The organism is Streptomyces sp. NPDC031418, assembly GCF_055581605.1.
This window is the reverse complement of sequence record NZ_JBVIJC010000026.1, coordinates 39,104-60,150: the sequence shown is the minus strand read 5'-3', so window position 1 is coordinate 60,150 and position 21,047 is coordinate 39,104. Positions and strand designations below refer to the sequence as shown.

The window sequence follows — 21,047 nt, the reverse complement described above, 5'->3', positions numbered from 1 at the left end:
ACCCGCCGTAGGCAGCAGAACCACCGAGGGTTCTGCATGCCATGGCGGGTGGCCTCGAAGGTGTCGGCACCTTCCGTTGTGCCCTGCACCGACAGCGGATCCGGCCCGGGTCCTCAGGGGCCTGCCACGAGGGCGGGATGCTCGTGCTCGCAGGTGTCGTCGATGCCGTAGGTGTCCCAGGCGGGGAACAGGTCCGTGGGCGGCAGGTGCTCGCCGTCGGCCATGAGGCAGCCGTTCAGTGCCGCGTGGTGGCGACATCCGCGACGCTGGATGGAAATGATTTTCGGATCAATGGAGACGGAACCGTTGCCATCTTTTGCCCGTGCGCGAACGGCTGCTCGGGGGCTGCGCAGGCAGGGGATGTGGCGTATGCCGTGGCTGGACAGGGCGCGCAGGAGCTGGCCGCGCTCATTCCTTGGAGGGCGGCGGGGTCTGGTCGTCGGTGAACTCCACTGCGCAGGACCGCAGTTCCCCGCCGAGGCGGGCGATGAGGTCGTAGGTGTACGGCAGGAAGGCCCGAGGCAGTCCGTCGTGCGGATCCGGAAGCCGTGTTCCGCCGCGCCGGCGCGCAGCCGGTCCAGCGGCCAGGCGTGGTCGATGCCGGGGTGCTTGCGGGGATTGCCGCAGCAGCAGTCCCGGCATGCGACGAGCGTGCAGGGGCGGGGATGGCCGTTTGGGTCCCGGAGCGGTTCACAGCGCGTTCCGGGACGGAACGCCGTACGTCTGGATCCGGCCGTCCCGCCAGGTGACGGCCGGCAGGTGAGGGCCTGTCCAGACCGGCGCCCCCACTGCCGCACCGGTGCCGTCCGGTTCGCGCACGGGCGCAGGCGTGCCTGTGTCGACGCCAGTCCCTGCACGTGACGTCCCGGCCATCCCTCACGTGTCAGGTCGGGTTGTCCGTCGTTTCCGGCCGGTCGGGGTGGAAGATCTCCTCGATGGTCAGGCCGAAGACGTCGGCGATGGTGAACGCCAGAGGCAGGCTGGGGTCGTACCGCCCGGTTTCGATGGCGTTGATGGCCTGCCGTGAGACGTGGCACCGGTCGGCCAGGTCGGCCTGGCTCCACCGGCGTGCCGCACGCAGTTCGCGGAGTCGGTTTTTCACAATGCTTCGTCACCGGTTCAGACGCGTGCGCAGGTCGGCGATCGTCATCCAGATGGCGACGCCGCCGAGGAGGATCACCTGCGCGAGCTGATGGAGCTGGATGATGCCCGCGGCGTCGAGCAGGGTGGCCGCTTGCAGCGCCACGAGGACTGCGGCGAACGCGATGGCCATGCTCTCCAGCTGGATCCTGCGCAGGTATTCGTCCGCGCGCCGGAAAGCCCGTAGCAGCACCCAGGCGATCGCGAGGGTGAAGACGGCGGTGGTGGCGATCCACCACGCCTTCTGGGCGGTGCTCTGATGAGGGTTGCTGCCCAGTGCCAGGGCTACCACGCCCAAAGTGGACACAGGTATGCCGTCGATGAGGACCGCGCGTCGGGCCGCGCGCGTCACCTGGTCCTGCTCTCCCTGTTGTGTCATGGCGATGAATGTAAAGTCTCCCTTCCATCAGGTCAAGCAAACCTGACTTGCTGGAAGGGGTGCCTTACATTTCGCGCCGCTCCGTCGCCGTGACCCCCGGACACAGGTGTCCCTCCCGTGACGCGGACCACAACATCGCTCCGGAACTCGACCCCCGAAGGCCCCGACTCCTGATGCAGTGCGGCTCGATCCGACCGACGCCGTAGGGACGTGATCTGGAGACGCGGTTGATGGACGAGGCCCGGCAAAACTCCTCCGGCGCAGGTGCGGTGGTGCGGAGACTCGTGCCTCCGCCCGCCCTGTGCGGATTCCTCCTCCTGCTGGCGCTGCTGTTCACGGCGTCGTACGCCGTCGGTGCCGCCGCGGGGCCCGTCGCCCCCGGCATGCACGGCACCGGCTCGGACCGGGGTGGGGGCGGCGGCACGGACGACATGGGGGACATGCACGAGGGTGGCCACTGATGGGCGGGGAACCGGTGGCCGTCGACCTGGTGACGACCGATCTGACCGTGGGCGGCATGACCTGTGCGGCCTGTGTGCGGCGCGTCGAGAAGAAGCTCGGCACGCTGGACGGGGTCACGGCGACCGTGAATCTGGCCACCGGACGGGCGCGGGTGAGCCACCCGCCGCGGACCAGCCCCGAGGAACTCGTCGCCGCCGTCGAGAAGGCCGGCTACACCGCTGCCCTGCCCGAACCGCCCCAGCAGCCCGGGCCCCGCGAGGGCGGGGACGCGGGCGAGCCCGGGGAAGCCCGCCAGGAGCGGGACCGGCTGCTGATCACCGCGTTGCTCGCGGTGCCCGTGCTGGTGCTGTCGATGGCGCCCGCGCTTCAGTTCCGCAACTGGCAGTGGCTGTGCTTCGTGCTGGCCGCGCCGGTCGCCGTCTGGGGCGCGTGGCCCTTCCATGTGCGTGCGGCGCGTGGGCTGCGGCATGCGGCGGCGAGCATGGACACCCTGGTGTCGCTGGGTGTGGTGGCGTCCTTCTCCTGGTCCGCCTACGCGCTCTTCCTCGGCGGCGCAGGGGAACCCGGCATGCGGATGCCGTTCACTCTGGTGCCCGCGGCCGCGGACGGCGCGGCGCACCTCTATCTTGAAGCGGCTGTCGGTGTACCGCTGTTCGTCCTGGCGGGGCGGTGCCTGGAGGCGCGGGCCCGGCGCGGCACCGGTGCCGCGCTCAGATCACTGGCTCGACTCGCCGCCAAAGAGGTGACGGTCCGCGAAGGCGACGACGAACGGCTCGTTCCCATCGAGTGGTTGCGGCCGGGACAGGTCTTCGTCGTGCGGCCGGGGGAGCGCGTGGCCACCGACGGGCAGGTGACGGAGGGCAGTTCGGCCGTCGATCTGTCCTTGGTCACCGGGGAGAGCGAGCCCGTCGAGGTCGGGCCCGGGGCGGCGGTGGTCGGCGGCGCCGTCAACGCCGGCGGGCTGCTGCTGGTGAAGGCCACCGCCGTCGGCGCCGACACCCAGCTCGCCCGGATCACCCGGCTGGTGACCGAGGCCCAGGCCGGAAAGGCGCGGGCGCAGCGGCTGGCCGACACGGTGGCGGGCGTCTTCGTCCCCGTCGTACTGACGCTGGCCGTCACCTGTCTCGGCTTCTGGCTCGGTGCCGGGGCCGATCCCCAGGCCGCCGTGACCGCGTGCGTGGCGGTGCTCGTCGTGGCCTGTCCGTGCGCGCTCGGCCTGGCCACACCGACCGCGCTGATGGCCGCGACCGGCCGCGGCGCACAACTGGGCGTCCTGGTCGGCGGAGCCCAGGCGCTGGAGGGGCTCCAGCACATCGACACGGTCGTCCTGGACAAGACCGGCACACTCACCTCCGGCCACATGACCGTCGCCCATGTCACCGTCGTACCCGGCGGACTGGGCAAGGAGGCGGTGCTGCGGCTGGCCGGTGCCGTCGAGCGCGGCTCGGAGCATCCCCTGGGCCGGGCGATCGTCTCCCACGCCCGGCGGCACCTCCCCGAGGGGCCGCTGCCGGACGTGAGCGAGTTCGCCGCCGCGCCGGGGCGGGGCGTGCGCGGCCTGGTCGAGGGCCGGCGGGTGGAAGTCCTCCCCCCGGACGGTGAGTTGCCCACCGCCCTGGCAGACGCGCTGGCGGTGGCCGAGGACGCCGCCCACACCCCCGTCCTGGTCCGGGTGGACGGTACCGCCGAAGCCCTGATCGAGGTCGGAGACGTCGTACGGCCCGGAAGCTACCGGGCCGTGGACCGGCTGCGGCGCCTCGGCGTGCGCCCGGTGCTCGCCACCGGTGACCGCGAGGCACCCGCTCGGGCGGTGGCCGCGGCCCTGGGCGTCGACGAGGTGCACGCCGGCTGCACCCCCGAGGCCAAGGCCGAACTCGTCCGCGACCTGCGGGAGCAGGGCCGCCGCGTCGCGGTCGTCGGCGACGGGGTGAACGACGCCGCGGCCCTGGCCGGCGCCGACCTGGGCATCGCCATGGGCAGTGGCGCGGACGTGGCCATCGGGGCCGCCGACGTGACGTTGGTACGCGGGGACATCGAGGCGCTGGCGGACGCGGTCCGGCTCGCCCGGCGCACGCTGGGCACGATCCGGGCCAACCTCGTCTGGGCCTTCGGCTACAACGTCGTGACCGTGCCGCTCGCCATGGTCGGCCTGCTCAACCCGATGCTCGCCGCGGCGGCGATGTCGGTGAGTTCGCTGCTGGTCGTGGGCAACAGCCTGCGGCTGCGCGCCTGGCAGCCCAAGCCCGCACCCGCCCGGAGGCGTACCCGATGACGGAGAATCCCTGGCGACCCACGCGCCGTCGGCTGACCGACGCCCTTCTCGCCGCTCTCGCGCCCGTGGCCGCGTGCAGCCTCGCCCTGGGCGGGCTGGCGACCTGGGCCGGGGCCGGGAAGGCGGGCAGCCCGGCTCGGATCACCGTCTCGAACGGGCGGGTCCTGCTGCCGTACGGGGACAGCACGGACACCGCGGCGTTCTTCGACATCGCCAACGTCGGTGGCGCGGACGACCGGTTGGTGAGCGTGACGTCCTCCGCCGTGCACGGCCGGATCGCCCTCAGCGGGCATCGCATGCTGGGCGGCCGGGCCGCCTCCGCGGCGGACGTGACCTCGGCCGGCGTGCCCGCGGGCGGCGTGCTGTCGATGTCGCCGCGCGGTGTGGACGTGACGCTGCGGGCCGGGGCGGGCCGGCGGGTGGGTGACCTCGTGCCGTTCACGCTGCACTTCGAGCGCAGCGCGCCGGTCGAGACGGTCGCGGTGGTGGTCCGCCCGGGCGGCAGCAGTCTGTGATCGCCTTGAGTACGGTCCCCCTGGATGTCCGTACCCAGGCATGACGACCGAAGCCCGGATGCGAGGATGAGGCGCCATGACAGCAGGGTGGTGTGCTCGCGCGACACGGGCCGCGGTGTTCGCGGCCGTGTGCGTGCTGCTCGCTGCCCTGGGCCACGTCCTGATGTCCGGCAGCGACGTGCCCGCGTGGGCGCTGGCCGCCGGCGGGGCCGTGACCGGTTCCGTGGGCTGGTGTCTGGCAGGGCGTGAGCGCGGGCTGCCGTTGATCGTGACGGTCGTGGTCGCCGCTCAGACGGCGCTCCACGAGGCGTTCTCCTGCGCCCAGTCGACGTACGGCCCGTCCGGTGCCACCGCCGCCATGGACATGGGCGCGATGCGTATGGGCTCCATGGACATGGGCGCCATGCACATGGACCACACGGGCATGAGCCCCATGGGTCACATGGGGCACGCCATGGACAGCGGTTCGTCGTCGTCCGGCATGCTCGCCGCCCACCTGCTCGCCGCGGTGCTCAGTGGCCTGTGGCTGGCCTACGGCGAGAAGGCCGCATTCCGGATCCTGCGGGCGGCGGCCGGATGGCTGGCGGCGCCGCTGCGGTTGCTGCTGGCCCTGCCCCCTACCCCCGACCGTCCGGGCGTCCGTCTGCGGCGCCGCCGCTCGGCCCGGGCACCGCGTCTTCTGCTCCTCGTCCACGCGATCACTTCTCGAGGTCCGCCCGTGGGAACGGCTGTCGTCTGAAGACAGCTGCTTTCCCGAGGCCGCCCGGCTCCCCGTGTGCGCCTCGGGCCACGGCCGTACGACCGCACAGGCGCTGTACGCCTGCACAGGCGCGGTAGCGCCACTGCGACGCCGTAGGGCCGTCTCTTCCCCTTTTGCCGGACCGCGCGCTGCGGCGTGCCCTGGTCCGGATCACGGTTGACCCGAGAAGGACACCAGGTGATGACCTCTGCCCTGCCCACCTCGCGCGCCAGTAGCGACCGGAGCGACGAATCGATCACCGCGTGGGCACTGGCCGCACGCGGCGGTGACGCGGACGCGGTCGAGCAGTTCGTGGGCGCCCTGCACCGGGACGTCCAGCGCTACGTCGCCCATCTCTGCGGGGATCCCCAGGCCGTCGACGACCTGGCACAGGACACGTTCCTGCGCGCGCTCGGCAGCCTGCACCGGTTCGAGGGTCGTTCCTCGGCCCGGGCGTGGCTGCTGTCCATCGCCCGCCGAGCGGTGATCGACAGCTACCGGTACGCCGCCGCCCGCCCGCGCCTCGCGGACGTACCGGACTGGCAGTTGGTCGCCGAACTGGCCCAGCCGCGCGACCTGCCCGGTTTCGACGACGGCATCGCCCTGCTGGATCTGCTGGCCTCGCTGCCCGACGACCGTCGCGACGCGTTCACCCTCACGCAGTTGCTCGGCCTGCCCTATGCGGAGGCCGCCGCGATCAGCGACTGCCCGGTCGGCACCGTCCGTTCCCGCGTGGCCCGGGCCCGCGCAACGCTGATCGACCTGCTGGACGAGGCCGACCAGCCCGCCGCGCTGGCGGCCTGACGCTCCAGGAGGGTGCCGGTGCCGGCTGGAAGAACGGCACCGGCACCCTCGCCACCGGAGCAGCCGGACCACGTCCACCCGAACCGGATCGCCAACTCCCGGGAACTCGCAGCGCCTTCGGCCCGACTACTGGAGCGGGTGGCGAAGGCTCGCCCGTGTACCGAGTGGATCCGGGAGTTGTTCGATGCGTTCTCGTGTGTGGGGCGGTACCGCCGCCGTCGTCCTCGGCGGCCTGCTGCTGGCGGGCTGCGGCGGCGGGGGGAATGACCCGGCGGACGGGAATGCGGGGCAGGCCGGGAAGGCGGATTCCGGGGGCTACCCGGTGTCCGTCACCGACTGCACGGGCGCCAGGACCACCTTCTCCGGCGCCCCGAAGAGGATCGTCACCAGCAACGCCTCCAGCCTGGAACTGCTGCTCCGCCTCGGCGCCGGCGACCGGGTGATCGGCACCGGCTTCCCGCCCGGCAAGGGCACGCTGCCCGGCGCCCTCGACGCACAGGCGCAGAAGGTGAAGGTGCTCGGCCGGACCGTGATCCCCAAGGAGAAGCTGCTCGGCTCCGGCGCCGACCTGTACATCGACACCTTCGCCGCCATGGGGAGCATGGGCGGCGGAGGGATGGGGGACGCCCCGAGGGAGGAGGAGTTCCAGGCCGCCGGGATCAAGCACATCTACCTGAAGTCCACCGCCTGCGCCGCCCGGAGCAAGACCCCGGTGACCGACCTGTCCGCCGTCGAGGCCGACATCACCTCCCTCGGCGCGGTCACCGGCACGAGTGCCCAGGCGCAGAAACTCGTCGCCGGGATGAAGGGGAAGGTGGCCGCCGTCCAGAAGGCGGTCGGTGGAAGGGCGGAGAGCGACCGGCCGACGTACTTCTTCTTCGACTACGACGCCGGTACGAAACAGCCCTCCGTCACCTGCAACCGCCAGATCGCCAACGCCGTGATCACCCTGGCCGGAGCCCGCAACGTCTTCGCCGACTGCGACGGCGACTTCCAGCAGGTCGGCTGGGAGGACGTCATCGCCAAGAACCCCGACTGGATCCAGCTCGGCGTCCGCAACCGCGGCAGCGAGGCAGCGAACAGGAAGGCGTTCGGCGAGGCCGAGCAGTGGCTCAGGTCGAACCCCGCCACCAAGGGGCTGAAGGCGGTCAAGGAGGGTCACTTCCTGCGCATCGGCTCCGAGCAGACCACCATCGCGGGAGTCGAGAACGCCGACACGGTCGAGGCCATCGCCAAGACCCTCTACCCGGGCAAGGTCGGCTGATCGTGGCCTTCACCCTGGTGCGCCGGAAAGCCGCGGCCACGGAGGAGCGCGGCAGCCTGCCCGCCGGACCGACGGCGGCGGTTCTGGCCGTGGCACTGCTGGCCGCGCTGACGGCCGCCGTGGCCTGGGGCTCGACGTCGATCCCGCCCGGCGAGGTGGGGAGCGTGATCTGGCGGCGGCTGTCCGGCGAGGCTGCGCGCCCCGGCACAAACGACCTCATCGTCTGGCAGCTGCGGTTGCCGCGTGCCCTGCTCGCCGCCCTCGTCGGCGCCGGCCTCGGTCTCGTCGGTACGGCCGTCCAGGCACTGGTGTGCAACCCGCTGGCCGACCCCTACCTGCTGGGCGTCTCCAACGGCGCCTCCCTCGGCGCGGTCGCCGCGATCGTCCTCGGCCTCGGCGCCGGCGGGGCACTGGGACTGGGCTTGTCCGGGGCGGCCTTCGCCGGTGCGCTGGCGACGTTCGCGCTGGTGTGGGCGGTGGCCCGGCGCGGGGGCGGGTTCGCGCCGCTGCGGCTGGTGCTGGCCGGGGTCGCGATCGGCCAGTTCCTGTCCGGCTTCACCAGCTACCTGGTGTTGCAGGCCGGGGACGAGCAGCAGACCCACAGCGTCCTGTTCTGGCTCATGGGCAGCCTCGGCGGAGCGACATGGGAACTGCTCGCGGTGCCCGCCGTCGCCGTACCCGCCGCGCTGCTGTGGCTCCAGGCCCGCGCCCGGGGCCTGAACGCCCTGCTGATGGGCGACGAGACGGCCGCCGGACTCGGCATCGACGTCACCCGGCTGCGCCGCGAGCTGTTCACCGTCACCAGTGTGCTGACCGGTGTCCTGGTGGCGGTCTCCGGCGCGATCGCGTTCGTCGCGTTGATGGTGCCGCATGTCTGCCGCCTGGTCGTGGGGGGTGACCACCGACGTCTCCTGCCGCTCTCCGCGTTGTTCGGAGCCCTGCTGCTGGTCGTGGTCGACATCGTGTGCCGTACGGCGATGGACACGCAGGAGCTGCCGGTCGGCGTGGTCACCTCGCTGCTCGGGGCTCCGGCCCTGCTGTATCTGCTGGACCGGCGCCTGGGGAGCGGCAGTTGAGGATCGACATCGAGGACCTGCACCTCGCCTACGCCGGCCGGACGGTGGTCGCGGGCGCCCGTCTCGTCGCCGCCGAGGGCGAGATCACCGGGTTGGTCGGCCCGAACGGCAGCGGCAAGTCCACGCTGCTGCGCACCGTCTACCGGCACCTGAAGCCCACCGCCGGGCGGGTCCTGCTGGCCGGCACCGACCTGCGGGAGATGACCCCGCTCCGGTCGGCGCGGCACGTGGCGGCCCTGCCGCAGGAGCGGGGGAGCGACTTCGAGCTGACCGTGCGCGAGGTCGTCGCGATGGGCCGTACGCCCTACAAACGGGCCTTCGCCGGGGAGGACGCCGCCGACCGGGACATCGTCGCCCAGGCGCTCCTCGACGTCGGCATGGCGGAACAGGCCGGACGCCGCTTCACGGCCCTGTCCGGTGGTGAGCGCCAACGTGTCCTGCTGGCAAGGGCGTTCGCACAGAACCCCGACGTCCTGGTGCTGGACGAGCCGACCAACCACCTCGACATCCGCCACCAGGTCGAGCTGCTCACCCTCCTGCGCGCCCAGCGCCGTACGACCCTGGTGTCGCTGCACGACCTGAATGCCGCGGCCTCCGTCTGTGACCGCCTCCATGTCCTGCACGAGGGAGCGGTCGTCGCCTCCGGCCCGCCGCGGGACGTGCTCACCCCCGCGCTGATGGCGGAGGTGTTCGGGGTGCGGGCGGCGGTTGTCGACCATCCCCTGACCGGTGACCCGCTCATCGCCTTCGACCACCGGACGCCGGCGGACGGGGCAGCGACGGCTGTGCCGCCGGAGACGTCGGTTTCAGCCCGCCAGTCATGATTTCTGGACGCGCCCGGGAACTCGCGTGCGGTCCCTCCCGACTTGTGGGACGAGGCTGCCGTCCGGCAGCCCACCCACGACCGTGAGGGGCGGCAACGGTGACAGGCCACAGTCCCGGTTCGGAACAACCCGGCCGGATACCCGCCGGCGGCCACGACCGCTGGCTGCTGGTCGCGGTGGCCGGCCTGCTGGCGTTCATGGCGATGCTCGACATGAACATCGTCAACGTGGCCCTGGCGGACATCGCCGACGGTCTGCACGTCTCCGCCGCGACCGCCCAGTGGGCAGTCCTGGCCTATCAACTACCCGTGGTGGCCTTGCTGTTGCCGGCCGGTCGGTGGCTGGACGGGGTCGGGATGCGCTCCGCGCTGCTGGTCGCGACCGCGGGCTTCGGTCTGTGCAGCACGCTGGCGGCCGCCGCGCCCTGGGCGTCCTGGCTGATCGCCGCCCGCCTCGCGCAGGGCGCCTTCGGGGCCGTGCTCTTCGTCCTGATGCCGGTTCTCGCCCTGCGTTCGGTACGGCCAAAACGGCGTGGGCGGGCCATGAGCGTGCCCGCGACGCTGGGCCCGCTGGGGGCGGTGACCGGCCCGGCTGTGGGCGGACTGCTGCTGGACCACCTGGGCTGGCGCGCCGTCTTCCTGGTCAAGCTCCCTTTCTGCCTGCTCGCCCTGATCGTGGCGATGGGGGTCCCCCCGCTCGAGCGAAGCCGAGAGTGGGGGAGGGCGATGCCGAAGGACGGCGGCCTGCGCCTGCCCGACCGGCGGTCGGCGGTGGATGCCCTGCTGGTGGGGTCCGGCGTGGCCGCCGTGCTGCTGGCACTGACCCTGGCGCCGCGCAGCCCGGGGTGGCTGGTGCTCGCGCTCACCGCCGTACCGCCGTTGTGGTGGTGGCTGCGGGGACCGGGCGGCAGGCCGGTGCTCGGCGTACTGCGGGCGACGGGGCTGTTCCGGGCGCACACGGCGGTGCTGGCGCTCGCGGCCGGGTTCGCGGCGATGCACTACGTCGTCGCCCTGCACCTCCAACGCGACGACGGGGTCAGCGCCACCACGACCGGTCTGACCGTGCTCGCCTTCCCGCTCGGCATGGGGCTGGCCGGACCGGTCGGCGGACGCCTCGCCGACAGGTGCGGGGCTCGCCCAGCGGCGGTCACCGGCGCCGCCCTCACCGCCGCCGGTCTGCTCCTCCTCGTGCCGCTGGGAAGTGACTGGTCGCCGGCGGACGTGGCCTGGCGACTGACGCTGGCCGGTCTCGGCATGGGCCTGAACGGCGGCCCCACCCAAGCCCTCGTCATGGGCGCCGCCCCGCCGGAGCGCACGGCGACCGTGGGCTCGTCCATCCAGCTGGCCCGCAGCCTCGGCTTCACCCTCGGCCCGGCCCTGGCCACCGCCGCCTGGGGCCTGGCCGGAGGTGACGACGGCGTGACCGCCGGTCTGGCCCTGGCGGCAGCCGCCGCCTGTATCGCCGTACCCCTGCTCGCGCTGCGCGGACGCAGGCCGGCGCTCGCGCACGAGACGTCCACCGACGCGGCTCCCGCCGCCCACCACCCCTGACCGAGGAACCGTCCCCATGTGCGGAATCACCGGCTGGGCGTCCTTCCACAGCGACGCCCGCACCCAGGCCCCCGTCATCGAGGCCATGACCGCCACCCTCACCCCGCGCGGCCCCGACGCCGGGGGTGTCTGGACCGGCGAGCGGGCCGCGATCGGGCACCGCCGTCTCGCCGTCATCGACCTCCAGGGCGGCGTCCAGCCGATGACCGACCGCCCCGACCAGCCGACCGCCGTGCTCACCTACAGCGGCGAGGTCTACAACCACCACGCACTGCGCGCGGAACTGCGGAGCCGGGGCCATGTGTTCCGTACCCGCAGCGACACCGAGGTGGTGCTGCGGGCGTACGCCGAGTGGGGCGAGGCGGCGGCCGAGCATCTGGAGGGCATGTTCGCCTTCGCCGTCTGGGACGAGCGCGCCCAGCGACTGCTCCTGGTCCGCGACCGGCTCGGGGTGAAGCCCCTGTTCTGGGCCGCTGTCGACGGCGGCCTCGCCTTCGCCTCCGAACCCAAGGCCCTCTTCGCCCACCCCGAGATCCGGCCCCGGGTGGACGCGGACGGTCTGCGGGAGGCGTACAGCCTGCTGTTCAACACCGGCCCGACCGTGTGGTCCGGAGTCAGGGAGGTCGAGCCGGGCGGCGTGCTCGTCCTGGACCGGGGCGGCATCCGGGAACGCCGCTACTGGCAGCTGGAGGCCGCCGACCACACCGACGACCAGGACACGTCCGTCGAGCGGATCAACGCCCTGGTCGGTGCCGCGGCCCGCAGCCAGCTCGAAGCGGACGTCCCGCTGTGCAGCCTGCTGTCCGGCGGCATCGACTCCACCGTCCTGACCGCCCTGCTCGCCGACGAACTCCGGCTGCGCGAAGGCCCGGACGCCCGCATCCGGTCCTACGCCGTCGACTACAGCGACCAGGCGGAGCAGTTCACCGGCGACGTCCTGCGCACCGGCCACGACACCCCGTACGCCACCGAGGCCGGCGCCTTCATCGGCACCGACCACAGCACGGTCGTCCTCGACCCGCGCGCCCTGCTCGACCCGGAGCACCGCAAAGCCGTCGTCGTGGCCCGCGACTCACCCATCGGCGTCGGCGACATGGACACGTCGCTGTACCTGCTGTTCGGCAGGATCCGCGAGCACTCGACCGTCGCCCTCTCCGGCGAGGCGGCCGACGAGGTCTTCGGCGGATACCCCTGGTTCCACAACCCCAAGGCGCTGGCAGCGGAAACCTTTCCGTGGCTGCTGGTCACGGGCGACGAGGCGGCCATGCCCCTGAACCCGGAACTCGGCCTGCGCATCGCCGAGTTCCGCGACGACACCTACCGCGCCGCCCTGGCCGCCGTACCGCACACGGACGGCGAGAGCCCCACCGAACACCGCCAACGCGAGATGCAGCACCTGTCCCTGACCCGCTGGCTGCGCCAGCTCCTGCACCGCAAGGACCGGCTCAGCATGGCCCAGGGACTGGAGGTACGCGTCCCGTACTGCGACCACCGGCTCGTCGAGTACGCCTTCACCACCCCCTGGGCGCTGAAGAGCTTCGACGGACGGGAGAAGAGCCTCCTGCGCGCCATCGGCGCCGGCCTCGCTCCGGACTCGGTGCTGCACCGCCCCAAGAACCACTACCCGGCCACCCACCACCCCGACTACAACCGCGGACTACAGGACCTGGCCCGCGACGCGCTCGCCACCGAACAGGTCCGCGCCCTCGCCGACGAGGCCCGCGTCAAGCCCTGCCTCGACACCCCGCCCGACCGGCTGGAGTGGGGCCACCGCCTGCGCCTCGAACGCGTCGTCGACCTCGCCCTCTGGCTGGACCACCACCAGCCCGAACTCGCCCTCTGAGGAGCCCGAACATGACCCTCCAGGACCAGCGGCCGGCTGCGGATCCGGACACCCTGCCCGACCCCGTACCGCTGATGGGCTGCCCCTACAAGAGCAACCCCTACCCCCTGTACGAGCAGATGCGCGAGGCGGGCCCCGTCCACCGCGTCCTCTTCCCCAGCGGTGTCCACGCCTGGCTCGTCACCGGCTACGACGCCGCCCACGCCGCCCTGAACGACGACCGCCTCGGCAAGAACCACGACCGCGGCAACGACCGCTGGCGCGCCCGCGCCTCGATCATGCCCGAGCCGCAGCACTCCCAGCTCCAGGTGCACCTCCTCCACCAGGACCCGCCCCAGCACACCCGGATGCGCCGCTTCGTGACGGACGCCTTCACCCCGCGCCGCATCGAGCAGCTCCGCCCGCGCTTCGAGGAACTGGCCGACGCCCTCGTCGACGCACTGCCGGAGCACGGCCCCGCGGACCTCGTCACCGGCTTCGCCGCCCCCTTCCCCTTCCAGGTCCTCGCCGACGTCATCGGCCTCCCGCGGGACCTCGCGGCCCGCTTCGACCGCGACTGGGGCAAGGTCGTCCAGCCGGTCGGCCCCACCGACCCCGGCCGCCCCCGCTACGAAGCCCGCCTGCACGGCCTCCAGAGCTATATCGCCGACGTCGTCGCCCACAAGCGCGACCACGGGGACGACGACCTGCTCAGCCGCCTGGTCCTGGCCCGCGACCGCGGCGAACTGTCCCCGCAGGAACTGGACTCGATGATCTTCCAGCTCCTCGTCGCGGGCCAGGAGCCGGTCACCAACCAGATCACCACCGCCCTGATCGCCCTGTTCCGCCACCCGGACCAGCTCGCCCGCCTGCGCGACAACCCGGACCTGCTGCCCCGCGCCGTCGAGGAACTCCTCCGCTACGACAGCGCCTTCGAGCTCACCACCTGGCGCTTCTTCGCCAAGGACAGCGACCTGCACGGCACGCGGATCCCGGCCGGCGACTCGGTGATCGTCTCCCTCTGCGCGGCCAACCGCGACCCGCGCCGCTTCCCCGACCCGGACACCCTGGACTTCGACCGCTCGCCCAACCCGCACCTCGCCTTCGGCCACGGCATCCACTTCTGCCCCGGCGCCGCCCTGGCCCGCGCCGAACTCCGGATCGCCCTCGGCGCCCTCCTCGCCCGCCTGCCCGGCCTCCGCCCGGCCATCGCGGACGAGGACATCGAGTGGACCCCGGCCGTCCTCGGCCGCGGCACCCCCCACCTGCCCGTCGGCTACGACCGCCGCCTCTGACACCGACGCACCGCTGACCGGGCCCGGCCACACCAGTCGACCGGGCCCCGGCACGCCCGCTGCCTCCAGGCGCCTGGCTTCCCCTCCCGCCACGGCGCCATGTCGACATGCCCTTGTCCGCCCCCGTACCCCAGGAGGAACGACATGCCCCTGACGACCGCCCGGGACACCCACCCCGCGCGCACCGCCACCGAGATCCTGAAGCTGCTCCTGCCCCACCACCGCACGACCGCTCCCGCCCCCGCTCCGGCCGAAGCGTTCCCGCATCAGCTGCGCCGCATCGCCGCCTTCGTACGTGAAGCCGCCCCCATCGTCTTCACCCTGCCCGGCTTCCCCTGCAAGTCCCCCAACCCCGCCAAAGTCCTCAGCCACCTCCCCGACCAGGGCGAACGCCTCTCCCTGACCTTCTTGAACACCCTGTGCACCGCGATCGAGCGGATCCACCCACCCGGCGCCCGCGTGATCATCTGCTCCGACGGCCACATCTTCGGCGACCTCATCGGCGTCCCCGACGACCACATCGACGCCTACGCCGACGACCTGCGCACACAGATAGGTCGGATGGGCCTGCACAGACTGTCCGTCTTCGACCTCCGCGACATCCTCGGCGACCTCCCGTACGACACGAAGCGCACGCACATCCACGAGCGCTACGCCCCCACCCTGGAGGCCCTCCGCGCCGAGATCCGCACCGACCACCATGCCCTCGCCCTCTACCGGGGCATCACCCGCTTCCTCGTCGAGGACACCGCCGACCGGACCGGCACGCGCTCCGCCCGCCAACGCGCATGCCGGCAACGGGCCTACGGGGTCATCCAGCGCAGCCGCGCCTGGGGCACCCTGATCGCGGAACACCACCCCCACGCCGTACGCCTCTCCATCCACCCCCAGCCCATCGGCGCCCCGAAATTCGGCATCCGCCTCCTCGATGCCCCGGACGCCTGGACCACTCCCTGGCACTCCGCCGCCCTGCGCCGCACCGACGGCAGCTGGACCCTCATGCCACGGGCCCGAGCCGCCGAGATGGGGCGACTGGTACAGCGAGACGGCAGGAACAGCCACTTCGACCAGAGAGCCGGAATCGGGGAGTGCCCGGCTGAAGGCTGATCCATTGGCCTCCCAGTGGCCGACAGCGAGACGGTTCAGCTGCGCCATTGGCTCAGTCGACCGGGCGACAGTTGAGCCAATGGGTAGGGCGGTGGGTATCCTTGTCCCATCCATGTACTTGTTGCGCCGCGTAGCGCCGGACGGCGACGAAGCCGGTTCCGGACCGCGGTGCCTTCGTCGTGTCTGCTCGTCGTCCGCCACCCTGGACGACCGCCGGCAGGACGCGTACCACCAGGAGGGGGGCGGCGTACCGCCGTGAAAAGGATGTTCGTGGCTCCGGACCCGGGGCGCTCGAGGTTGCGGAACGCGACCCGCGCCGTCGTCGGTGTCGCCGCCGCCGTCGCCGTTTCCGAACTGTGCGGGCTGTCGCTCCCGGCATCGATCACCGGAGGGCTCGCGGCACTGCTCGCCCTCTTCACCGTCACCGACGCGACCGTCCGTGACCAGCGGATCACCACCGCCCTGCTGCCCGTGGCCGGATTCCCCGTGCTGGCGCTCGCCACCAGCCTGCACGGCATCGCCCCGGCCCGTGACGCCGCGTTCCTGGCCGTCGTCTTCTGCGGGGTCTACGCCCGCCGCTGGGGACCACGGGGCCACGCGCTCGGGATCTTCGCGTTCATGAACTTCTTCATCACGCAGTTCCTGCACGCGGTTCCCGCTCAGCTGCCCGAGCTGTACACCACCGTGGGCCTTGCCCTGCTCGCGGCCGGCGCCACGCGTTTCGTGCTCTGGCCCATCGAGCGTCACATCCCTCCCGCTCCGGCCCCACCGGCCCTGTCCGGCAGCGGACTGGCGCGGGTCACCACCCGGCAGGCCTTCCAGGCCACGGCTGCCTCGGCTCTCGCCCTGCTGGTCGGGCAGCTGCTCTCGGAACAGCGCTGGTACTGGGCCGTCGGTACCGTCTGGTGGATCTTCGTCAACACGGCTTCCCGCGGTGAAACCCTGGTCCGTGGTTTCCGCCGGGTCCTCGGAACGGTGATCGGTATCGTCGTCGGCCTGCTGGTCGCCCTCCCGCTGCATGGCGCGCCCGTGCCGACGGCCGCCCTGGTCGCCGTCTGTGTCTTCGGCATCTTCTACACGGCCGCCGTCTCGTATTCCTGGATGATGCTGTCGGTGACGGTCATGGCCAGCTCGCTGTACGGCCTGCTGGGCGTGCTGGACCCGAGCCTCCTCGGGCTCCGACTCGCGGAGACCGGTGTGGGCGCGCTGTGCGCCGCGCTGGCCGTGGTTCTCGTGCTGCCGGTCACCACGCACGTCACCACCGACGCCTGGATCCAGCGCGCGCTGCGCTGTGTGCACGCCTGCACCGCCGAGGCCGCCGCGCGCCTCGCGGGCTCCGCCGCGGCCGACCCGGCGCCGCGCGTGGCGGAGCTGGAGCAGCTGCTCGGCCGGGTCCGGCTCTCGGTCGCCCCGCTGGTGCACCCGCTGAACCCGATGCCGGCCCGCAAGCGCCGTGCCCGCCGGGTCCTCGCGCTGCTGGACGACTGTGCCCGCGAGATCCGGGGCCTGGTCGCGGTCGCCGCCGACCCGGAGGCTTCCCACGACGCCCGTCTGGCCGCGGCCTGCTGGCGTGTCGAGGCTGCCGTCGAGGCCCTCACCACCGGCGGCTCGGAACCCCCGCACCACCCCGCCGACCCGCCCACCGAGCCCGCCCTGGCCCACCTCCACGGTCTGGAACGCGCTCTGGCCGACCTGGCCGAACCCCTCCGCACGCCGTCGGGCTCACGCCTGGTGGGTGCCATGCCGTCCCGAGCCTGAGAAACCGTCCCCGGGAGCAGCCTTGGTCTAGACCGCCCTGCCCTGCTGCTACCGTCGGCCCCGGACCAGCTCGAGCGAGAGGGGACAGCGGTGGCACAGGGCGGCAGGCCGGGCGGGGCGCGGCGGGCCTTCATCGGGTCGTTCACGGCGGCGGGCGGGCCGGGACTGGTGACCGCGGAGCGTGCGCCGCACAGCGGCGCCCTCACCCTCCGCGCCGCCGTCGACGACCTCCCCGACCCCTCCTACCTGGCCCTTTCCCCGGACGGCCGGACCCTCTACACGGTCAGTGAGACCGCCGAGGGCGCCGTGGCCGCCTACCGGGTCGACGGCGACCGGCCCGAACTCTGCGGGCCACCCGTCCCCGTACACGGCAGCGGTCCCACCCACCTGGGCCTGTACGCCGGCCATGTGCTGACCGCCAACTACGGCTCCGGCAGCATCACCGCCGTGCCCGTACGCCCGGACGGCACGCTCGCGGCCGCGCCCTCCGGGATCCTCCAGCACACCGGCTCCGGCCCGCACGACCGGCTCCAGCGCGGCCCGCACGCCCATCAGGTGCAGGCCGACCCCAGCGGCCGGTGGGCCGTCAGCGTCGACCTCGGCACGGACTCGGTCCGGGTGTGCGCCCTCGAGCGCGGTACGCCTGTGCTGCACCGCGAGTTCGCGCTGCGCCCGGGCTCGGGCCCACGCCACCTCGCCTTCCACCCCGACGGCGAGCACGCCTACGTGGTCAACGAACTCACCCCGACCGTCACCGTGTGCCGCTGGGACCCGGCCGGCGGGGCCCTGAAGCCCCTGACCGAGGTCCCGGTCCTCCCGGGCGCCCCGGCGGGCGACGCCTACCCGTCGGGCGTCGCCGTCTCCCCGGACGGCCGCTTCGTGTGGACCGCGACCCGCGGCGAGGACGTCCTGTCGGTCCTCGCCGTCACCCCGGACGGCCTCCGGCTCGTCGGCACCGTGCCCTGCGGCGGCCACTGGCCGCGCGCGCTCGTCGAGCACGACGGCTTCCTGTACGCCGCCAACGAGCGCTCCGGCGACGTGACCTGGTTCGCCGTCGACGGGCCGACGGGCCTGCCGCGCTACGACGGCTCGGTACGGGTCGCCGCGGCCTCCTGCGTCGTCTTCGGCTGAGGCGCGCGCCGGCAGCCCGGCGGCACGAGCGAAGGGCCCGCTCCGGGTGCGGAGCGGGCCCCTGGCGTACGGGTGCCGTCGGCGGTCAGCGGACCGGGGCGCCCTGCGGCTGCTGCGGGGCGATGCCCAGGGCGGTCGTGTACTTGGCCACCGCCAGCTTGCCGATCGCCGGGTACGCGCCCAGCGCCTCGGACGTGGCGCAGCCCGCCTCCTCGGCGGCCGCCGCGAGCAGCGCCGCGTCGATCTCCGGGCCGATCAGGTACGGCGCCAGCGCCAGCTGCTGCGAGCCGGCGGAGCGCAGCTGCTCGGCGACGGAGGCGATGGAACCCTCCTGGTCCAGGGCCGCCGCCATCACCGGCACCGCCAGGCGCGCGGCGAGCAGCATGCCGGTGATCCCGGCCGCCTGCACGGCCTCGTCACCGCCCACCGAGGCCAGGATGATGCCGTCCGCGGCGGTGGCCACGGTGAACAGCCGGGCACGGTCGGCGCGCGCCAGACCCGCCTCGGACAGCCGCACATGCAGCGCCTCGGCGAGCAGCGGGTGCGGGCCGAGCACATCGGTCAGGTCGGCGGCGACCCGGCTGTCCATCACGGACTGCCGGATGTGCCGCAGCTGGGCGCTGTCCGGACCGGCCAGCAGCGGTACGACGACGGCGACCGGGCCGTCGGGCTCCTTGATCCCCTCGACGCCGGCGGCGACGGCCTGCTCGTAACGGGCGGTGCGCTGCTCGGCGGCGTGCGCGAGAACGGCACGCAGCGAGGGGAACTCGGCGTCGTCCCCGTCCAGGTACCCGATCCGCGCGTCCAGGCCGGGCAGCTCGGAGCGGGCGATGCTCACGACCTCCTCGGCGAGGCTGCGCGTGCCGGCGCTGGGCGCGCCGGGCACCGCGAGGACGAGCGCGGGCGCGCCCTCGGGAGCGACCAGCGGTTCCGGTCGGCGGTGCCGTCCGGGCTGGCGGGGTCGCGGCATTCGTACTGGCAGGCCGGACTCGGGCCCAGTGGGGGAGCTCATGGCGCCGCATGTTACTGGCTTTGTCGACTCCGCCGTTCGGGGAGGGTGCAGGTGAGCGGTATCCGTCCGGTTTTGTCTGATGAGTTACGCCCGGTCTGGGCGTGTTCCGGGCATGTACCGGGCGCATGGGGCGCCAAGGGGATCAATCCGCCTTTGCGGTGACTCTTCCCTCGGCCCTCACCGTCCCGGCTCGGCGACCAGGCACAGCAGCGACGGTTCACCCGGCAGGGTGAGCCGGTCCGACGCCAGATCGGTCGCGATCCGTACCGCTCCGTGCAGCGGGTCGCCCTCGGCCGGCACCTGCCGGGCGTGCGGAAGCCGGCTCGCCAACTCCTCGCGCAGGGGTACGAGCAGCGGATCGCCCAGTTTGAACAGCCCGCCGGTGAGTGCCAGTTCGGGAGCGCCGTCCGCCGGGCAGACGGCCGCCGCCGCCTCGGCCAGGTGCCGGGCGGCCGCCCGCAGGATGCCCGCCGCCACCGGGTCGTGTCCGGCGCAGTGGGCCACCCGGGGCGCGAAGGAGGCGAGGACGGCGGGCCGGTCGGTGCGCGGGTAGAGTTGCCCGGGCAGTCCGCGCACCGGCCCGAACTGCTCCTTTGCGCACGCCAGCAGCGGTGCGGAGCCGCCGTCCCGGCCGTCGTGGGCGCGCAGCGCCGCCTCCAGTCCGGCGCGCCCGATCCAGGCCCCGCTGCCGCAGTCGCCCAGCAGATGCCCCCAGCCGTCGGCCCGCCGCCAGCCCCGCAGATCGGTGCCGACCGCGATCAGACCGGTGCCCGCGGCGAGCACCGCACCCGGACGCGGCCCCAGGGCACCGACGTACGCGGTCACGGCGTCGGCCGCCAGCGCGACCCGCCGCACCCCCAGTTCCCGGGCGAGCGCGCCCGGCAGTTCGGCCCGCAGCGCGTCACCCAGCGCGGCGAACCCGGCGGCGCCGACCACCGCGGTGGCCAGGTCGTCCAGCCCGGCCTCCGCAGCCGACGCACGGGCCAGCGGCAGGAGTTGCTCCAGCAGATGGGCGGGATCGATGCCGCGGTCTGCCGTGCGCACCGGCTCCCGGGTCTCCCGCCGGGCCGCCGGCGGCCGCCCGGGCACGCCGACCGCGATCCGGAGGCCGGAGCCCCCGGAGTCCACGGCGAGATACCCGGCCACGGTCACGGCAGACGCCACTCCACCGGCTGCCCGCCCTGCTGGATCAGCAGGTCGTTCGCCCGGCTGAACGGACGCGAGCCGAAGAACCCGCGGTCGGCCGACATCGGCGAGGGGTGCGCGGACTCCACCGCGGGCAGGTTGCCCAGCAGCGGACGCAGATTGCGGGCGTCACGGCCCCACAGGATGGACACCAGCGGCTTGCCGCGCGCCGCCAGCGCCCGTATCGCCTGCTCGGTGACCTCCTCCCAGCCCTTGCCCCGGTGGGCGCCCGGGCTGCGCGGCGCGGTGGTCAGCGCCCTGTTGAGCAGCAGCACTCCCTGCTGCGTCCACGGCGTCAGATCACCGGTGGACGGCTGGGGCAGCCCCAGGTCGGTGTTCAGCTCCCGGAAGATGTTGATCAGGCTCGGCGGCAGCGGGCGCACCTCGGGCGCGACCGAGAAGGACAGGCCCACCGCGTGGCCCGGGGTCGGATACGGGTCCTGACCGACGATCAGGACCCGTACCTCGTCGAAGGGCTGCTGGAAGGCGCGCAGGACATGCGGTCCGGCCGGCAGGTAGGTGCGTCCCGCGGCGATCTCCGCGCGCAGGAAGTCGCCCATCGCGGCGACGCGTCCGGCCACGGGTTCGAGGGCTTTCGCCCAGCCCGGTTCGACGATCTCATGCAAGGGTCGTGGTGCCACGGGCGTCACCCTACTGCCGTACACCCGTCGCCGATCAAACGATGGCCCGAGCACGACCGCCCCCCCGCCCG

General features: G+C 73.3%; 19 protein-coding genes and 2 pseudogenes. 14 read left to right on the top strand and 7 right to left on the bottom strand.

Translation table 11 applies throughout. From position 1 onward, the window contains the following. Nucleotides 1-365 precede the first annotated feature (365 nt). The 4 genes and pseudogenes from ACZ5CZ_RS31815 to ACZ5CZ_RS31800 form a co-directional block, all read right to left on the bottom strand. A pseudogene (locus ACZ5CZ_RS31815) lies at nt 366-519 on the bottom strand (SCO5389 family protein); the annotation flags it as partial. Then, nucleotides 513-662 (bottom strand): annotated as a pseudogene (locus ACZ5CZ_RS31810) ((2Fe-2S) ferredoxin domain-containing protein); the annotation flags it as partial. The pseudogenes ACZ5CZ_RS31815 and ACZ5CZ_RS31810, both read right to left, overlap by 7 nt. Nucleotides 663-883: 221 nt before the next feature. After that, nucleotides 884-1,102 carry a helix-turn-helix transcriptional regulator gene (locus ACZ5CZ_RS31805; protein ID WP_468947802.1) on the bottom strand — a complete coding sequence of 73 codons (219 nt, stop codon included), beginning with the start codon at nt 1,100-1,102 and terminating at the stop codon, nt 884-886. A 9-nt stretch (nt 1,103-1,111) separates the two neighbouring features. Then, nucleotides 1,112-1,519, bottom strand: coding sequence for a hypothetical protein (locus ACZ5CZ_RS31800; RefSeq protein ID WP_385842336.1), 408 nt, complete (start codon nt 1,517-1,519; stop codon nt 1,112-1,114). Nucleotides 1,520-1,749: 230 nt separating this feature from the next. On the opposite strand from ACZ5CZ_RS31800, the gene ACZ5CZ_RS31795 reads away from it, so the two are divergent. The 14 genes from ACZ5CZ_RS31795 to ACZ5CZ_RS31730 all read left to right on the top strand — a co-directional run bounded on the left by ACZ5CZ_RS31795 (nt 1,750) and on the right by ACZ5CZ_RS31730 (nt 18,138). After that, on the top strand, nt 1,750-1,980 hold the full coding sequence (locus tag ACZ5CZ_RS31795) for a hypothetical protein (protein WP_468947801.1): 231 nt from the start codon (nt 1,750-1,752) through the stop codon (nt 1,978-1,980). Continuing rightward, on the top strand, nt 1,980-4,253 hold the full coding sequence (locus ACZ5CZ_RS31790) for a heavy metal translocating P-type ATPase (RefSeq protein WP_468947799.1): 2,274 nt from the start codon (nt 1,980-1,982) through the stop codon (nt 4,251-4,253). The genes ACZ5CZ_RS31795 and ACZ5CZ_RS31790 overlap by 1 nt, the downstream gene beginning before the upstream one ends. Beyond that, nucleotides 4,250-4,768: a copper chaperone PCu(A)C gene (locus ACZ5CZ_RS31785; protein WP_385842339.1), complete on the top strand. Its 519-nt coding sequence runs from the start codon at nt 4,250-4,252 to the stop codon at nt 4,766-4,768. Before ACZ5CZ_RS31790 ends, ACZ5CZ_RS31785 begins: the two co-directional genes overlap by 4 nt. Before the next feature lie 76 nt (nt 4,769-4,844). Then, complete coding sequence (locus ACZ5CZ_RS31780) at nt 4,845-5,507, top strand: hypothetical protein (RefSeq protein WP_468947798.1); 663 nt, start codon at nt 4,845-4,847, stop codon at nt 5,505-5,507. Nucleotides 5,508-5,705: 198 nt separating this feature from the next. Next, the gene (locus ACZ5CZ_RS31775; protein WP_468947797.1) at nt 5,706-6,311 is read left to right on the top strand and encodes a sigma-70 family RNA polymerase sigma factor; all 606 of its coding nucleotides are present in this window, start codon (nt 5,706-5,708) and stop codon (nt 6,309-6,311) included. Nucleotides 6,312-6,495: 184 nt separating this feature from the next. Beyond that, nucleotides 6,496-7,575 (top strand): ABC transporter substrate-binding protein, encoded by a 1,080-nt coding sequence (locus ACZ5CZ_RS31770; RefSeq protein ID WP_468947795.1) that lies wholly within the window; start codon nt 6,496-6,498, stop codon nt 7,573-7,575. 2 nt (nt 7,576-7,577) lie between these two features. Next, entirely contained in the window at nt 7,578-8,651 is a 1,074-nt protein-coding gene (locus tag ACZ5CZ_RS31765; RefSeq protein WP_468947794.1) for a FecCD family ABC transporter permease, read from the top strand. Next, entirely contained in the window at nt 8,648-9,475 is an 828-nt protein-coding gene (locus ACZ5CZ_RS31760; protein WP_468947792.1) for an ABC transporter ATP-binding protein, read from the top strand. The genes ACZ5CZ_RS31765 and ACZ5CZ_RS31760 overlap by 4 nt, the downstream gene beginning before the upstream one ends. 98 nt (nt 9,476-9,573) lie before the next feature. After that, the gene (locus tag ACZ5CZ_RS31755) at nt 9,574-11,025 is read left to right on the top strand and encodes an MFS transporter (RefSeq protein ID WP_468947791.1); all 1,452 of its coding nucleotides are present in this window, start codon (nt 9,574-9,576) and stop codon (nt 11,023-11,025) included. A 16-nt stretch (nt 11,026-11,041) separates the two neighbouring features. Next, nucleotides 11,042-12,868 carry an asparagine synthase (glutamine-hydrolyzing) gene (gene asnB, locus ACZ5CZ_RS31750; RefSeq protein WP_468947789.1) on the top strand — a complete coding sequence of 609 codons (1,827 nt, stop codon included), beginning with the start codon at nt 11,042-11,044 and terminating at the stop codon, nt 12,866-12,868. 11 nt (nt 12,869-12,879) lie between these two features. Beyond that, on the top strand, nt 12,880-14,142 hold the full coding sequence (locus ACZ5CZ_RS31745; RefSeq protein ID WP_468947788.1) for a cytochrome P450 family protein: 1,263 nt from the start codon (nt 12,880-12,882) through the stop codon (nt 14,140-14,142). A 144-nt stretch (nt 14,143-14,286) separates the two neighbouring features. Continuing rightward, entirely contained in the window at nt 14,287-15,249 is a 963-nt protein-coding gene (locus ACZ5CZ_RS31740; protein ID WP_468947786.1) for an L-tyrosine/L-tryptophan isonitrile synthase family protein, read from the top strand. 264 nt (nt 15,250-15,513) lie between these two features. Beyond that, on the top strand, nt 15,514-17,007 hold the full coding sequence (locus tag ACZ5CZ_RS31735; RefSeq protein WP_468947785.1) for an FUSC family protein: 1,494 nt from the start codon (nt 15,514-15,516) through the stop codon (nt 17,005-17,007). 90 nt (nt 17,008-17,097) lie between these two features. Next, on the top strand, nt 17,098-18,138 hold the full coding sequence (locus ACZ5CZ_RS31730; RefSeq protein ID WP_468947783.1) for a lactonase family protein: 1,041 nt from the start codon (nt 17,098-17,100) through the stop codon (nt 18,136-18,138). 85 nt (nt 18,139-18,223) lie between these two features. Here ACZ5CZ_RS31730 and ACZ5CZ_RS31725 read toward each other — a convergent pair whose 3' ends face one another. From ACZ5CZ_RS31725 to ACZ5CZ_RS31715, 3 genes are all read right to left on the bottom strand, one after another. Next, nucleotides 18,224-19,150 carry a sirohydrochlorin chelatase gene (locus tag ACZ5CZ_RS31725; protein ID WP_385842351.1) on the bottom strand — a complete coding sequence of 309 codons (927 nt, stop codon included), beginning with the start codon at nt 19,148-19,150 and terminating at the stop codon, nt 18,224-18,226. A gap of 177 nt (nt 19,151-19,327) precedes the next feature. Next, complete coding sequence (locus ACZ5CZ_RS31720) at nt 19,328-20,302, bottom strand: N-acetylglucosamine kinase (protein ID WP_468947782.1); 975 nt, start codon at nt 20,300-20,302, stop codon at nt 19,328-19,330. Continuing rightward, nucleotides 20,299-20,976 (bottom strand): uracil-DNA glycosylase, encoded by a 678-nt coding sequence (locus ACZ5CZ_RS31715; RefSeq protein ID WP_385842353.1) that lies wholly within the window; start codon nt 20,974-20,976, stop codon nt 20,299-20,301. Before ACZ5CZ_RS31715 ends, ACZ5CZ_RS31720 begins: the two co-directional genes overlap by 4 nt. Between the last annotated feature and the right edge of the window lie 71 nt (nt 20,977-21,047).

Bases quoted from the DNA above. Each gene is read 5' to 3' on its own strand.
- ACZ5CZ_RS31800 (WP_385842336.1), bottom strand. From the start codon at position 1,519: ATGACACAACAGGGAGAGCAGGACCAGGTGACGCGCGCGGCCCGACGC.
- ACZ5CZ_RS31795 (WP_468947801.1), top strand. From the start codon at position 1,750: ATGGACGAGGCCCGGCAAAACTCCTCCGGCGCAGGTGCGGTGGTGCGG.
- ACZ5CZ_RS31790 (WP_468947799.1), top strand. From the start codon at position 1,980: ATGGGCGGGGAACCGGTGGCCGTCGACCTGGTGACGACCGATCTGACC.
- ACZ5CZ_RS31785 (WP_385842339.1), top strand. From the start codon at position 4,250: ATGACGGAGAATCCCTGGCGACCCACGCGCCGTCGGCTGACCGACGCC.
- ACZ5CZ_RS31780 (WP_468947798.1), top strand. From the start codon at position 4,845: ATGACAGCAGGGTGGTGTGCTCGCGCGACACGGGCCGCGGTGTTCGCG.
- ACZ5CZ_RS31770 (WP_468947795.1), top strand. From the start codon at position 6,496: ATGCGTTCTCGTGTGTGGGGCGGTACCGCCGCCGTCGTCCTCGGCGGC.
- asnB (WP_468947789.1), top strand. From the start codon at position 11,042: ATGTGCGGAATCACCGGCTGGGCGTCCTTCCACAGCGACGCCCGCACC.
- ACZ5CZ_RS31745 (WP_468947788.1), top strand. From the start codon at position 12,880: ATGACCCTCCAGGACCAGCGGCCGGCTGCGGATCCGGACACCCTGCCC.
- ACZ5CZ_RS31740 (WP_468947786.1), top strand. From the start codon at position 14,287: ATGCCCCTGACGACCGCCCGGGACACCCACCCCGCGCGCACCGCCACC.
- ACZ5CZ_RS31735 (WP_468947785.1), top strand. From the start codon at position 15,514: ATGTTCGTGGCTCCGGACCCGGGGCGCTCGAGGTTGCGGAACGCGACC.
- ACZ5CZ_RS31725 (WP_385842351.1), bottom strand. From the start codon at position 19,150: ATGAGCTCCCCCACTGGGCCCGAGTCCGGCCTGCCAGTACGAATGCCG.